This is a genomic window from Bacillus sp. FSL R12-0074 (assembly GCF_038005725.1).
In the GTDB taxonomy this organism is placed as follows: domain Bacteria; phylum Bacillota; class Bacilli; order Bacillales; family Bacillaceae_G; genus Bacillus_A; species Bacillus_A mycoides.
The window spans coordinates 594,212-608,433 of record NZ_JBBOTR010000001.1 but is presented as its reverse complement, the minus strand read 5'-3'; the positions used below and the strand labels follow the sequence as shown (position 1 = coordinate 608,433).

12 protein-coding genes and 1 pseudogene are annotated in these 14,222 nt (G+C 34.4%); 5 read left to right on the top strand and 8 right to left on the bottom strand.

Annotation, left to right across the window (positions count from 1 at the left end; translation table 11 throughout):
- Positions 1 to 122: 122 nt before the first annotated feature.
- A complete protein-coding gene (locus NSS97_RS03130) occupies positions 123 to 245 on the bottom strand; it encodes a hypothetical protein (RefSeq protein WP_341111538.1) in 123 nt (40 codons plus the stop codon).
- A 329-nt stretch (positions 246 to 574) separates the two neighbouring features.
- On the opposite strand from NSS97_RS03130, the gene NSS97_RS03125 reads away from it, so the two are divergent.
- The 3 genes from NSS97_RS03125 to NSS97_RS03115 all read left to right on the top strand — a co-directional run bounded on the left by NSS97_RS03125 (position 575) and on the right by NSS97_RS03115 (position 3,446).
- Positions 575 to 1,246, top strand: coding sequence for a response regulator transcription factor (locus NSS97_RS03125; RefSeq protein ID WP_002010439.1), 672 nt, complete (start codon positions 575 to 577; stop codon positions 1,244 to 1,246).
- 77 nt (positions 1,247 to 1,323) lie between these two features.
- Positions 1,324 to 2,787, top strand: a complete 1,464-nt coding sequence (locus tag NSS97_RS03120) for a sensor histidine kinase (RefSeq protein ID WP_003187240.1) — start codon at positions 1,324 to 1,326, stop codon at positions 2,785 to 2,787.
- Positions 2,788 to 2,933: 146 nt separating this feature from the next.
- Positions 2,934 to 3,446, top strand: a complete 513-nt coding sequence (locus tag NSS97_RS03115) for a GNAT family N-acetyltransferase (protein WP_002029700.1) — start codon at positions 2,934 to 2,936, stop codon at positions 3,444 to 3,446.
- A 34-nt stretch (positions 3,447 to 3,480) separates the two neighbouring features.
- Here the strand turns inward: NSS97_RS03115 and pdxR are convergent, their stop codons facing one another.
- The gene (gene pdxR, locus NSS97_RS03110; protein WP_341111534.1) at positions 3,481 to 4,881 is read right to left on the bottom strand and encodes a MocR-like pyridoxine biosynthesis transcription factor PdxR; all 1,401 of its coding nucleotides are present in this window, start codon (positions 4,879 to 4,881) and stop codon (positions 3,481 to 3,483) included.
- Positions 4,882 to 5,001: 120 nt separating this feature from the next.
- Here pdxR and NSS97_RS03105 point away from each other — a divergent pair, with 120 nt between their 5' ends.
- Together NSS97_RS03105 and NSS97_RS03100 are read left to right on the top strand one after the other, a co-directional pair.
- Entirely contained in the window at positions 5,002 to 5,928 is a 927-nt protein-coding gene (locus NSS97_RS03105; protein ID WP_002188247.1) for a DMT family transporter, read from the top strand.
- A gap of 181 nt (positions 5,929 to 6,109) precedes the next feature.
- Positions 6,110 to 6,634 (top strand): DUF4871 domain-containing protein, encoded by a 525-nt coding sequence (locus tag NSS97_RS03100; protein WP_002029695.1) that lies wholly within the window; start codon positions 6,110 to 6,112, stop codon positions 6,632 to 6,634.
- Between the two features lie 293 nt (positions 6,635 to 6,927).
- Here the strand turns inward: NSS97_RS03100 and NSS97_RS03095 are convergent, their stop codons facing one another.
- The 6 genes and pseudogenes from NSS97_RS03095 to NSS97_RS30425 form a co-directional block, all read right to left on the bottom strand.
- Positions 6,928 to 8,130, bottom strand: a complete 1,203-nt coding sequence (locus NSS97_RS03095; protein ID WP_107887607.1) for a malic enzyme-like NAD(P)-binding protein — start codon at positions 8,128 to 8,130, stop codon at positions 6,928 to 6,930.
- A 59-nt stretch (positions 8,131 to 8,189) separates the two neighbouring features.
- Positions 8,190 to 9,536 (bottom strand): 2-hydroxycarboxylate transporter family protein, encoded by a 1,347-nt coding sequence (locus NSS97_RS03090; RefSeq protein ID WP_002125134.1) that lies wholly within the window; start codon positions 9,534 to 9,536, stop codon positions 8,190 to 8,192.
- Positions 9,537 to 9,658: 122 nt separating this feature from the next.
- The gene (locus NSS97_RS03085) at positions 9,659 to 10,366 is read right to left on the bottom strand and encodes a response regulator (RefSeq protein ID WP_159146244.1); all 708 of its coding nucleotides are present in this window, start codon (positions 10,364 to 10,366) and stop codon (positions 9,659 to 9,661) included.
- Between the two features lies 1 nt (position 10,367).
- Entirely contained in the window at positions 10,368 to 11,966 is a 1,599-nt protein-coding gene (locus NSS97_RS03080) for a DcuS/MalK family sensor histidine kinase (RefSeq protein WP_107887609.1), read from the bottom strand.
- A 78-nt stretch (positions 11,967 to 12,044) separates the two neighbouring features.
- Complete coding sequence (locus NSS97_RS30430) at positions 12,045 to 12,863, bottom strand: methyl-accepting chemotaxis protein (protein ID WP_440162419.1); 819 nt, start codon at positions 12,861 to 12,863, stop codon at positions 12,045 to 12,047.
- A gap of 120 nt (positions 12,864 to 12,983) precedes the next feature.
- Positions 12,984 to 13,886: pseudogene (locus NSS97_RS30425) on the bottom strand (HAMP domain-containing protein); the annotation flags it as partial.
- Positions 13,887 to 14,222: the final 336 nt, after the last annotated feature.

Here is a 14,222-nt window from a genome sequence, read left to right as displayed (position 1 = left end):
TATCTTTTTAATATTTGCTACAGCAATTGTAACTTCTGGACTGGCAATTCTACCTTGGTTTATTATATAGAACACATTAAAAAAGCTTATTGCTCCTTAAGAAGCAATAAGCTTTTTTTCTATTATAAAATCCCGAAAAATTTATTTACACAACTTATCATAATAAGCATAGATACCGCAACACACATTACAACCGCATTACGCTCTTGCTTTTCTTTTTGTAAATGCTCTACTTTTTTACTCATGTGTACAATCCCCTTTTAAAAAAAGTGTGAGATAGGAAATTTTTCTTATCCGATGCGAGGTGAATACGAAAACCCTCTCTATCTCACATACACAATAGAATGGAATTGTCATTTTATAAATAAAATGACATGACGTTATGTCGCAACATAGGGTATTTGTGTCGCTACGTTTTCTATTATAAAAAATAGTTGTGCAAAACTAGTGCATTTTTTATGTCAATTGCCCTGATTGAAAAAATCAGCCATCCATTCAATCACATAAAAAGAGTTTTTTATTATTTTCATGTAAACTATACAAGTAGAATGAATAGTTTGGGGTGCACAAGATTATGGTGAAAATTTTATTAGTAGACGATGAAGAACGTATGTTACGATTGTTAGATCTGTTCTTAAGCCCTCGTGGCTATTTTTGTATGAAAGCTACTTCTGGCCTTGAAGCGCTAGAATTAATCGAACAAAAGGACTTCGATATTATTTTATTAGATGTTATGATGCCGAATATGGATGGGTGGGATACTTGCTATCAAATCCGTCAAATTTCCAACGTTCCAATTATTATGCTAACAGCTCGCAACCAAAATTATGATATGGTCAAAGGTCTGACTATGGGAGCAGATGACTACATTACAAAACCATTCGATGAGCATGTATTAGTCGCGCGAATCGAGGCTATATTACGCCGTACGAAGAAAGATGGCTTTGTTAGCTTCAATGGTATTGAGTGGGATAAAACGAAACATACTGTTACAGTTTATGGTGAAAGAATCTCACTAACTCCTATTGAATTCTCGTTACTTGGACTCTTTTTACAAAATACAAACCGTGCTTACAGCCGTGATGATTTAATTGAAAAAATTTGGGGATATCAAACAGACATCGAATACAGAACTATCGATTCACACATTCGTAATATCCGTGATAAATTACGCAAAAAAGAATTTCCAGTTGAAGATTACTTAGAAACCGTCTATAAAGTCGGATATAAATGGAAAAGTGAATAATTACTTTAATCAGTGGGGATGGATAAAACCCCACTGATTAAAGTTTCACTCTATATGAAATAAGGTATGGTGAGAAAATGAGCAAACTTTCCCTTAAAGTTGGGACATACTTTTTAATATTAGCTTTATGTATTGAAACAATTGCCTTCGTATCTTTTTATAAGAACCTTTCAAACATACGCATTGAAGAGGAAACTCTTGCTCTTTTAGAGAAAGGAAATCGCTATAGTAAAATGATTAAAAACCGCGCGAAGTGGGGTGCATATTCTAAAGAAAGGCAACTCACAGAAAGCGCTGAACACAGTAAACGGCCTAAACGTGCTGTGTACCCCGAGTTTGATATCAACACTGAGGCTGAACACTTAGTTGAATCAGAATTAATTGCTAACTCTGATATAGCTATCATTATAACAGACAATAACGGCAAAATTATTTCTACCTCAGAACCCGTAACGAAAGAAATGCAAAAACAACTTACTTGTAAAACAGAGACTATCCCAGAAGGTGGATTAATCGTTGAAAAAAACTGGAAAAAATCAAAATTCATCTCAACAGTAAGCCCGCTGGAAATTCAAGGATTTCAAGGTAAGTTATATATGTTATTAAAGACATCTTTCTTAGAAAATATGTTACTTAAACTCATGAATCAATTTCTTATCATTAGTGTTTTGACAATTATTTTAACTACTATTTCTGTCTTTGTTTTTTCTCGTGTTATTACAGAACCGCTTATAAAAATGAAGCGGGCGACAGAAAAAATGTCAAAATTAAATAAGCCGATTCAATTAGGAATTAAACGAAATGATGAACTTGGAAGCTTAGCAAAAACGATTGAAGATTTATCTAGTGAACTTACGTATATGAAAAAAGAACGAAGCGAATTTCTCGCTAGTGTAGCGCATGAATTACTAACTCCATTAACGTATATGAAAGGTTATGCAAAGGTAGCAAAAAGAGATTCTCTAACGAAAGAAGAACGTGAAGAATACTTACAAATCATTGAAGACGAAACGGATAGTGTAACCGATCTCGTACAAGATTTATTTATGCTTGTACAATTAGAGCAACACCAGTTTGTTATAAAAAAACAAAAAGTGATTCTTAAACCATTTTTAGAACGAATGGTTGAAAAAACAAAAACAACATTAACAAACAAACAAATGCAGCTCCATGTACATTGCAAAGATGATTTAGAAGTTTGCATAGACGAAAGACGTATGGAACAAGTTATGTTAAATTTATTACACAATGCCTATCAACATTCACCAGAAAACACTTCTATAATAATACGTGTACTAACCAGTGCGAATACTTTTACAATAAGTGTACAAGATGAAGGTGAAGGTATTCCAAAAGAAGATATCCCACATGTTTTTGATCGCTTTTACCGTGTCGATAAATCCAGAACACGAGCTACAGGTGGAAAAGGTATCGGACTGGCTGTTGCAAAAGAAATTGTAGAACTTCATAATGGTTCTATTGAAGTTAAAAGCGAATTAGAAGTCGGAACAGAATTTATAATTGAATTACCATTTGTATAATATATGCGTGAAATCACCAGTAGTAGTCAACACTACTGGTGCTATTTTATTTATAAAACCAACTATTATAAGCTAAGCTTTTGAAATTATTCTTATTTCAATATAAAATATAGGTATAACTGTCAAAGATTTGGAGGGTGATACAATTGGATATCCATGTATTAACAAAAGACGAAGCAGAAATTTACTTAGAACTTCGAGTAGAAGGATTAAAACAAAATCCGGAAGCTTTCAGCTCTTCTTATGAAGATATTATTAATAAAGAGTGTGCTATTGAATATAAAGCCCAAAAATTAGCACAAGATGAGAACTATACACTAGGTGCATTTAAAGATGGCACTTTAATCGGAGTTGCAACACTGGAAACGAAACCATATGTAAAACAAGAACATAAAGCAAAAATCGGTTCAGTATACGTGTCTCCAAAAGCACGCGGACTTGGAGCGGGAAAAGCACTTATTAAAGAATGTCTTGAGCTTGCTAAATCTTTAGAAGTAGAGCAAGTTATGCTTGATGTTGTTGTCGGAAACGATGGTGCAAAAAAACTTTATGAGTCATTAGGCTTTAAAACGTTTGGCGTGCAAGAACGTTCATTAAAATATAACGGACAATATTGGGATGAAGAGCATATGGTTCTTTTCCTAGATGAAGAAAAGTAATAAAAAAACATCCTCCATTTATGAGGATGTTTTTTTACTTTCTTGTAACCCATGCTGTATATAATAATTGAATGGCCTCTTCAATTTCTTCCTCTAATAAAGTCGCAAATCCAAGCAATACTGTACTTTTGGGAGAAGTCCCTTCCTTATAATATATCGAAGCAGGATACACTTTAATACTCCTTTCAGCTGCAGCTTCCATTAATTCTTTCTCTTCCATCCCATTATGCACTTTTAATAAAATATGTAGGCCGGAATCTTCCCCTATTACTTCAATGCGATTAGAAAAATATTTTTCTAATACCGAAACAAGACGGTCTCTCTTCTTTCGGTACACAACACGCATTTTATGAATATGTTTTTCCCAATGCCCGTCATTTAAAAATTTCCTAATGATCTCTTGATCCATTCTTGAAACGCTTTGTGTGTAAAATAAATATTGTTGTTGATACTTTTTAATCAATTTCTTTGGTAACACCATATAGCTCATCCGTAATGATGGCAACAATGCTTTAGATAGCGTCCCCATATAAATAACTTTCCCGTCTGTATCTAACCCTTGCAGTGCCGGTATAGGTTTTCCCGAATAACGAAATTCACTATCGTAATCATCTTCAACAATATACCTACCTTCTTCTTTCTTCGCCCATTGTAAAAGCTGCATCCTTCTCGTGATAGGCATAATCATCCCATATGGAAACTGATGAGAAGGTGTAACAAACACAATATTAGCTGAACTATTTTCTAACTCTGAAATACAAATACCATCTTTATCTAAAGATAACATTTGAACATTTTGTTCACCCTGCTCGAAAACAACCATCTTTCGGTGGTAGCCTGGATTTTCAACTGCATAACCACTTCCTTTTAACAATTGAAATAACAACTTCACTAATATTTGCGTACCAGCTCCGATTACAATTTGACTAGCCGAACATCGCACACCTCTAGATTCATACAAATAGCTCGCGATTGCTTCTCGTAAACTTACCTCCCCTTGCGGATGTCCAATAAAAAGTAAATCTTTATTTTCAAATTGCCATACCTCGTTCGTAATTTTTCGATATACATGAAACGGAAAAGTGCTAGTATCCACACCCGTTTGAGTGAAGTCAAATTTATACACCTGCTCTTGAAAAGGTACTTCCCCTATTACCTCTTCGCTACCTTCCGCATGAATCATTTGCTCGATTTCGCATACAAAATAACCTTTTCTAGAAATCGACTCAATATATCCTTCAGCAAGAAGTTGCTCATAAGCCGCCTCTACTGTATTTTTACTTACTTGTAAATGTGTTGCTAGCTTCCTCTTAGCCGGTAATTTCATAAAAGCCGGAATCGTTCCATCTTTAATTTCTTTTTTTATATACTCATACAACTGCACATACAATGCCGTCTTACTATTTGCATTCAAATTAGGCGTTAATTCTAACACAATAACTGACCCCTTTCAAAAACACATAACTGATACTTTTTACAGTACCAGAAGTTCTATATAATTCCTTTTATCATGTAACGCATTAATAATCAAATACTAGAGAGGAGATGCATGATAATGAACAAAAGTAGACGTATTGGACTCATTATGATTATTACAGGAGCCACATTATGGGGATTATCTGGACCGATGATTCAATGGCTATTTCAACATACTAACGTATCATCACTTGATTTTTTAACAATTCGCTTGTTGCTTGCAGGAGTATTTATTTTGTCTTTCTTACTAATAAAGAAACAAAACATATTTCAAATTTGGAGACACCCTAGACATTCTATACAGCTTATTATTTTCTCTATTCTTGGCATGCTTGGTGCGCAGTACGCTTTTATCGAAACAGTTCATATTAGTAATGCCGTAACGGCAACGCTATTTCAATTTCTAGGCCCTGTTCTTATTACCATTTACGTTGCGTTTGAGCAAAAGAAATTCCCTGCTTCTATGCAAATACTCGCAATTATAACTGCTCTAACAGGGACATACTTTATTATTACAAACGGTTCAATTGAAAATATTGTTTTATCTAAAGCAGCTATTACTTTCGGCCTATTAACAGCGATTGGTTTTGCGTTTTATACCCTTCATCCGGCTTCCCTTATTAAAGAATGCGGAACAACTATAGTAATTGGCTGGGGGATGTTAATTGGAGGGATTGCACTGCTTATTTGTAATCGTTCTTTTGGATGGAATCAGATTTCGCAAACTTTCACACTTCAAACTTTTTCTATGCTTATTCTTATCATTATAAGCGGCACTCTTTCTTTCCTTCTTTATATCGGTAGTCTTAAATATTTAGCAGCAACAGAAACAAGTATTTTATCTAGCATTGAACCACTTGTAGCTGCCATCGTTTCAATCGCTTGGCTTAATGAGTCTTTTGGAGCATATCAATTATTAGGCGGAGTATGTATCGTTCTTTCTGTTATTTTCTTAACAATGCCTCAAAAAGAGAGAGAACCAACCTTTTCAACTGAGCAAATATAAAGTGAAACTTTAATCAGTGGGGGGTTCCATCCCCCACTGATTATTAGCCCTCAACAATTGGAATAGAAAATGTCAAAAGAGGTCGTACAAAACTTACGACCTCTTTTTATGATTTAAAGGAATTGTCTCGTCTTCTAGCAAATACAATTACACTAACAATAAAATTTAGGAGTGTGGCACCATGAAAAAAATCGGAACTATGCTACTTTTCTCCTTCCTCATTACTGGCTGCGCGCAATCGCAACCCGATTCAACAGCACCTAAAAAAGAAGTAATAGAAACGTCATCCTCTCAAATTAACGCACCTTCCTTTTTTCACCTTAGTGTCTTAAAAGATGTAAATTGGGAAGAAGCACCATCATTCGTAGAAGGAAAAATACCGTTAAAAGGCATTGAAAGAAAAATTGCAATGGCTGATAGCTCTATTATCGCAAATGAGCAAAATGAAATAATGTGGTTCTTCCTGGATCCTGAAATGCCAACTGGAAAACTATCTATTATCGCGTTAAAACAAGGAACTACAACTCCAACACCAGTACTCTTTCAAAAAGAAACCTCCAAACAAACTTGGACTACTTCAAATACAGTCGATACAACCGTAAAGGAACTCCCTCTCGTAATGTCACTACCTTCATCTGGATTATGGGTATTAAACATATATGTGAATGAAAGATATTATGATCAATTTGTAATCAATGCCGAATAAAGTGACAAAACTGAAACACTTCCTTACAACAATGTAATTTCTACGTCACGTACTTCGATAGGTGGATTATCTCTCTTCTCTTATACTTAAAGTAAGAAATGACGCGAGGAGAGATGAGAGATGAAAAAAATGATAGAAGTGATCGTAGCAGTAACTGAGGTTTTAATAAATGGTAAACAAGTTGCAATGGAGTTAAATAAATAATGAACGGGGCTTGAATACATTTACACTTCTTCATTATTTTGATTTCTTATCTCAAAAAAAGCAGTGCCTTTTTAAGGCGCTGCTTTTGACTATTTATAACTTGGCATTTTCGTAATCTGTGCCACACCTGAATCAATGGCTGCTTTCGCTACTACTTCTGCAACACTTGGAACAACTCTTTTATCTAATGGATTTGGAATTACATAATTCGCATTACGCTCTTCGTCCGTAATTATGTTAGCGATCCCATATGCTGCCGCTAATTTCATCTCTTCTGTAATATCAGTCGCACGAACATCTAACGCACCACGGAATATTCCAGGGAACGCCAATACATTATTTACTTGATTCGAATAATCAGAACGCCCAGTTCCTACTACAGCTGCCCCAGCTGCTAATGCGTCCTCTGGGAATATTTCTGGGATTGGATTCGCCATTGCAAACACAATTTGTTTCTCGTTCATCGTCTGTATAAGTTCTTTCGTTAATACGTTTGGAGCAGATACACCGATGAAAATATCAGCTTGATGAATCGCTTCCTTTAATGTTCCACGTACATATTCTCGATTTGTCTTCTTTGAAACTTCGATTTGCGCTTCGTTCATCCATGTTTCACCTTCACAAACAATACCTTCTAAACTAACTAACGTAATGTGTTTTGCGCCAGCTTTTAATAATAATTTCCCAATTGCAATTCCTGCCGAACCCGCACCGTTAATAACAATTTTCACATCGTCCATTTGTTTACTTACAACTTTTAATGCATTAATAACAGCTGCTAAAACAACAATAGCTGTCCCATGCTGATCATCATGAAATACAGGAATATTCGTTTCTTCTTTTAATCGTTTTTCAATTTCAAAACAGCGTGGTGCTGCAATATCCTCTAAATTAATACCTGCAAATGTAGGCTCTAAATTTTTCACAAGGGTAACGATTTCATCCACATCCGTCGTCCCTAAACATAACGGGAAAGCATCTATATTCGCAAACTTTTTAAATAAAATACTTTTCCCTTCCATAACAGGCATAGCCGCTTTCGGCCCAATATTCCCTAAACCAAGTACTGCTGTTCCATCTGAAACAACTGCAACCATATTCCCTCTTGCTGTATAGTCATACGCTGTTTCTTCATCTGCCGCAATTGCTTTGCAAGACTCTGCTACCCCCGGTGTATAAGTCAAACTTAAATCGTCCGCTGTATTCACTTCTACTTTACTTGTAATTTCAATTTTCCCTACTAATTCTTTATGCAATAACAATGATCTTTCATTAATTTGTTTTTCTAACATACTTATAATCTCCCCTTAATTTGACAAGCTAGCTATATGAATATAGCTAGCTTGTTTGATCATGAAAACATTTTTAATAAAATTGTCGCTGTTACGACCATTGCAGCCCCACCTAAACGCGTTGAAATTTGTGCGAACGGCATTAATTCCATACGATTTGAAGCTGATAAAATAGCAACATCTCCAGTTCCACCTAAACCACTATGACATCCAGTTACAATCGCTGATTCAACTGGATACATTTTCATCACTTTCCCTACAAGAAAACCTGACGCTACCATTGTAAGAACAACCGATGCGCACACAACAACATATCCTACCGAAAGAACTGCTGCTACGTCTTTTAACGGAATATATAGCAATCCTAAACCGACCATTAATGGCCATGTTAAATTCTTTGAAATGAATTTATATAAATGGAATGCTCCTTGCTCCATTTTTGCTGGCATTAGATTAAAGTACTTCACAATTGCCGCTGAAAAAATCATAATGATTGCTCCTGGAATACCGATAAACTTAGAAGCGAATCCTCCGAAAATAAAGAATGTACATGCAATCAATAATCCTGCTCCCATTAATGAGAAATCAATTGGTTTTTCTGTATTTTGCTCCTTTAATAAATCTGCTTGATTGTCTGTTTTTACTAATACACCATTACCACTAAGCTCAGGTCTCTTCTCACCTAAACGCTTCATATACCCTGCACTCACGATTGCAAACATATTCCCAATAATAGCTGCCGGAATAAGCTGTGATACAAACGTTGCTGATGATTCATTTAAAATATCACTATAAGCTAGCGACAATGGTAAAATCCCTTCTCCGATACCACCACTCACAATTGGTACGATGATAAAGAAAAATGTCTGCTTCATTTCAAATCCAAATAGTGAACCGACTAATAAGCCCACTGCTACAGAAGCTAACGTTCCTACTACTAAAGGAATAAACATACGAACGAACCCCTGCACTAACACTTTACGGTTCATTCCCAAAATACTTCCAACTACTAAACAAGAAATATATAAATATAAAAAGTTCGATTTTTTCATTAACATAGTCGCAGCTTCCATTGAAGCTGGATTCATCCAGTTAAAAAATACAAGTAACGATGGAATAAATAATGAGAGAATTGCTGGACCACCGATATTTTTTAATATTGGAATTCTCATTCCAATATCACCTAAGAAAATACCCATGATCATAATAACTGCAAAACCACCAATCATATCTGCTGGTAATTTATTATATACAGATGCTCCATAAATAATAGCAGCCAATACTACATATAACGGTAAAGGTATAACACCGATTTTAACGTTCATAATTTTAGAAGCGAAAGATTCACTTTTCAATTCATTGCCTTCAGAAAATGATACCGCTTCCACATTTTTTTGAATTCCCATATGGCACCCCCTTGTTTTCTTAATAACAATATTAAAACGCTTTCAATAGTAAAAATAGTTTTTGTAAGTTTTGTAATTGGTTTTGTAATTAAAAAAAGTATAAGCGACTTATAATAAGCCGCTTATACGTAAAAGTCTATTTTATTCCGGTCAATACACCTTAATTTACTCACCGGTCTTCCCACATTTTGATACACCATTTCATTCTCTAATACTCCGATTTCAGTCAAAAACATTACATACTTTCGAATAGAAACTCTCGAAACCCCTACTAATTGCGCCATTTCATCAGTTGTAAATGCTTGTCCATTAAGTGATTCGATTTTCTTCCAAATTAATTGCAATGTTTGCTTCGTTAATCCCTTTGGAAGTTCTTTATTAACAAAAGATTCTCTTTTTTCTTTTTGCAAAATTAATGAATCTAATTCCGATTGACTAATTTTTTGTTGTTCTTTCATAAAAGTAAGTTTTTCTCGATATACAGTTAATGCCTCTTTAAATCGTTCAAATGTAAATGGTTTAATTAAATAATCTACTACGCCATATTGTAATGCCTTTTTAATACTCACCATATCATGTACAGCTGAAATCATCATAATATCAATTTCTTTTTCTTGATTCCGAATATACATTAACAGCTCAAATCCAGTCTCTTCAGGCATAAAAATATCAAGTAATACTAAATCTACTCGTGATTTCTCTAATACTTCTATCGCCTCTTTTACTGATTTAGCTGCATGAACAAGTTCAAATCCTCCCACTTGCTCTAAGTAATGCTTATTTAACATCGCAACCATCGGATCATCTTCTACAATCAAAACTTTGATCATCTTATCTCTCATCCCTACTTTTAGGTATTTCAATCGTTATTGTCGTTCCGGTTCCTAACAATGAATGAACATAAATTTCCCCATTTATTCGCTGTATGCTTTCCTTTACAAGATGCAAACCATACCCCCGATTATCACCCTTTGTAGAATAACCTTTTATAAATAATGCATCAATTTTATCTTCTTGTATGCCTTTCCCCGTATCTTGTACTGTAATTATTAATGTATCCCCATATTGTATTCCAACTTCAACCTGCTTCTTCTCACAATTCGTCACTGCGTCTAATGCATTATTAATTAAATTTCCGACAATGGTAATCAGTTCATGAATGATACGTTCATCATATATTTCTGGTAAGTAAGAATCCTCTTTTATAACTAACTTTATATTTTTCTCTCTAGCATAACTAAGTTTACCTAGTAAAAATCCAGCAAATACTGGGCTTTGAATTTTTTTCATAATCCCGCCAATTTCATATTGATGCTCTGATACCATACTACTTACATATTTCTGCAATTCTTCATACTGCTTCATATGTGTTAGCCCTAATACAACATGCATTTTATTCATAAATTCATGAGATTGTGCCCGTAACGCTTCCGCATATAGCCTAATACCAGTTAGTTCTTCTGCTAATTTTCTAATTTCTGTTTTATCACGAAATGTTGCGATCGCGCCAACTATTTCTCCTTTTACATATAAAGGAACACGATTTGTGACAATCGTAATTCCGTAAATATTTTGTTCTTCGTTTAATTGTACCTCGCCTGTTTGCAACACTTCTTTTATACGTGAATTTGGCATATACAATTCAACATCTTTACCAATAAAGTCTTCTTCAAGTCCACTTTTCTTAAATAATCGTTTTGCCTCATTATTTATTAAAGTTACATTCGCCTCTTTATCTACAGCAATAATACCTTCTTTCACCGAAAGCAACATCGTATTTCTTTCTTCAAGAATTTTTGCTATCCTATGCGGCTCAAGACCAAATAAACTTTTCTTTATATGTCTAGCTAGCAATATTGCTCCTATAATCCCAACTAATACTCCAACTCCGACACCAATATAAATAATATGTCTACTTTGCTTAACTCTTTCTTTTACATTATCTGCTGAAATACCGACAGCTACTGCTCCAAGCTGTTCACCTGTTTCAGAAAATATTGGTACAAACACTCGCATTGAAATACCTAAAGTTCCTTCTGCTAGCGATACATGTTCCTTCCCTTTCAATGCAGGTCCTTCATCTCCCCCAATAAAATGATGACCTATTTTTTGAGGATTTGGATGAGATTTTCTTATTCCATCCATATCCATAACTACAATAAATTGAACACCTGTATTTTTTAATATTCTATTTGTATACGTTTGGATTGCTAAAGTATCTGCTTTCCCAATCAAACCATTGATTACAACTGAATCATTCGCCACAATGTGTGCAATTGTTTTCGCTTTCTCTGCTTGGCTTTCCTCCGTTGTCCGTTCTACATTATGACTAATTAATATATCTGTCACAAGTAAAGAAAAAATTACAACTGTACAAACTAACAATGTAATCGTTTTCCATAAATTCCATAGTCTTTTTCTTTTTTTCATCCCGTTAATGACTCCCCTAATTACTGAATAGAAAAATAAGTAAGGTGATATTATTTTCACCTTACTTATTTGCTGTTATTATACTTTAAATTTACTAGTCATTGCTTGTAGTTCTTCGGCCATCTCAGCTAAGTTTTGCGAAGCCGAACTAATTTCTTCCATCGAATTTACTTGTTCTTCTGTTGAAGCTGCAACACTTTGCATACTAGCTGTATTTTCTTCTGCAGCCGCTGCAATTTCATCAATAGCGTTTGTCACTTCATTTGCATCTCCAGCGATTCTCTTCGTTGTTTCTACCATTTGATTAACTTGAGAAACAATATGAGTAGTAGAACTTAAAATTTCTGTAAAACTTACTTTCGTTTTTGTTACAACATCTAAGCCTTGTTGAACTTCCCCACTCACATTATCCATTGCCTTAACAGTATGTTCAATATCAGCCTTAATTTCTGCAATTAAATTTGCAATCTCTCCAGATGATTCTCCTGATTGCTCTGCTAACTTTCTTACTTCATCTGCTACAATAGCAAAGCCTCGGCCCTGTTCCCCTGCTCTTGCCGCTTCAATAGCTGCATTTAAAGCTAATAAGTTCGTTTGAGTAGCAATGTTTTGAATTGCTTCAGAAATAGTTCCTACCTGCTTTGATTTCTCATCAAGAAGTTTAATAATAGCATCTGACTTGGATACCGACCTAGAAATAGACTGCATTTGTTTTGCGGTTTGTTCAACTAAATCTTCTCCCTCTTCAGCTCTTCCTCGCGCATGTAATGAGGAAATAGAAATTGACTCTGCGCTTCCAGTTACATCTTGAATTGCTGTATTTACTTGTTGTAATGTAGCCGCGCCTTCTTCAACACCTTGGCTTTGTGATTCAGCCCCACCTGATACTTGTTCCATTGCAATTGTAATTTGATCTGTCGCATCATTCGCTTGCTGTACGCTCGCTGTTAACTCTTCTGCCGATGCTGCAACATGTTCTGCTGAAAAGCTAATTTGGGTAATCACATCTTGTAAAGACGTAGACATTTCATTAAATGAATTCCCTAGTTTCCCTATATCATCCTTGGAATGGATTGTAATTTTCTCTGTTAAATCTCCCTTACTAATTTTATGTGCCGATTCAGCTATTTTTCGTAATGGCCTTGTAATAGAATTTGTAATGAAATAAATTAATACACTACCAAATGCAATAGCGATGGCTATGACAATCAAAGTCTTATAAAACACTGGACTGGCAGCTTGCATAATTTCTTCGTCAAACATAACTCCAACTATTTTCCATCCTGTTTTCTCATTTGTTGCAAAGATTAAATTCTTTTTATCATCTTGTTCTGTATAAGATACATTTCCTTGTTTGTCTTCATAAATTGGTTTAATCCAAGGATCAGTAACCTTTGAACCTGGATTTCTAGACGGATGACTAACAATTTGCTTATTTTGATCTAAAATAACTGCATAGCCTTTTTCACCAATATTAATCATTTTTGAAACCTTTAGGATATTATCCAAATTCAAGTTAATACCTATAACACCTTTACCATCTTTTACTTCTTTAGCAATTGTCACTACCATATTTTTTGTAGATGCTGATTGATACGGTGCAGTAACAATTACCTTTCCTTTATTTTCATGCGCTTCTTTATACCATGATCTATCTATTGGGTTATAGCCATCAGACATTTGAATAAATGGTTCTCTTATAAACTTCCCCGTCTGCGTTCCAATATAAATACCTTCTACTTCTGGATGAAGCTTTATATATTGTGCTAACTTCGTTCTTACTATTTCTTCTTGTCCATTTGGATATGTATCCTCTGTTAAGATGTCTGCAAAGTACGTCGCATCAACAAATTTCTCTTCTATATTTTGAGAAATAACAGTATTTAAAACTGAAATATTCTCCTTTGCTTTATCGGTCATTTGATGTTCAAAATTTGTTTTGGCAGTTTGATATGAAACACCACCGATAATAAGTCCTGGTATAGTTAAAATAATAAAAAATGAAATGATTAATTTTTTCTTGATACTCATACTTTTAACCCAGTTAAATATATTTTGCATAATAAGCCTCCTTTATGTAATAGAACACTTGTGTAATTTTATACAATCAACATATATAAAACAATATATAATGATAACATGTAATTTTTTCGTCAATTATGCATTTTTACATATCCACTTCTCCTAAACATTTTAATCCTAAAAAACAAGAGAACTTTAGCATATATAATAAGCTAAAGTTCTCTTGTTTTTTAA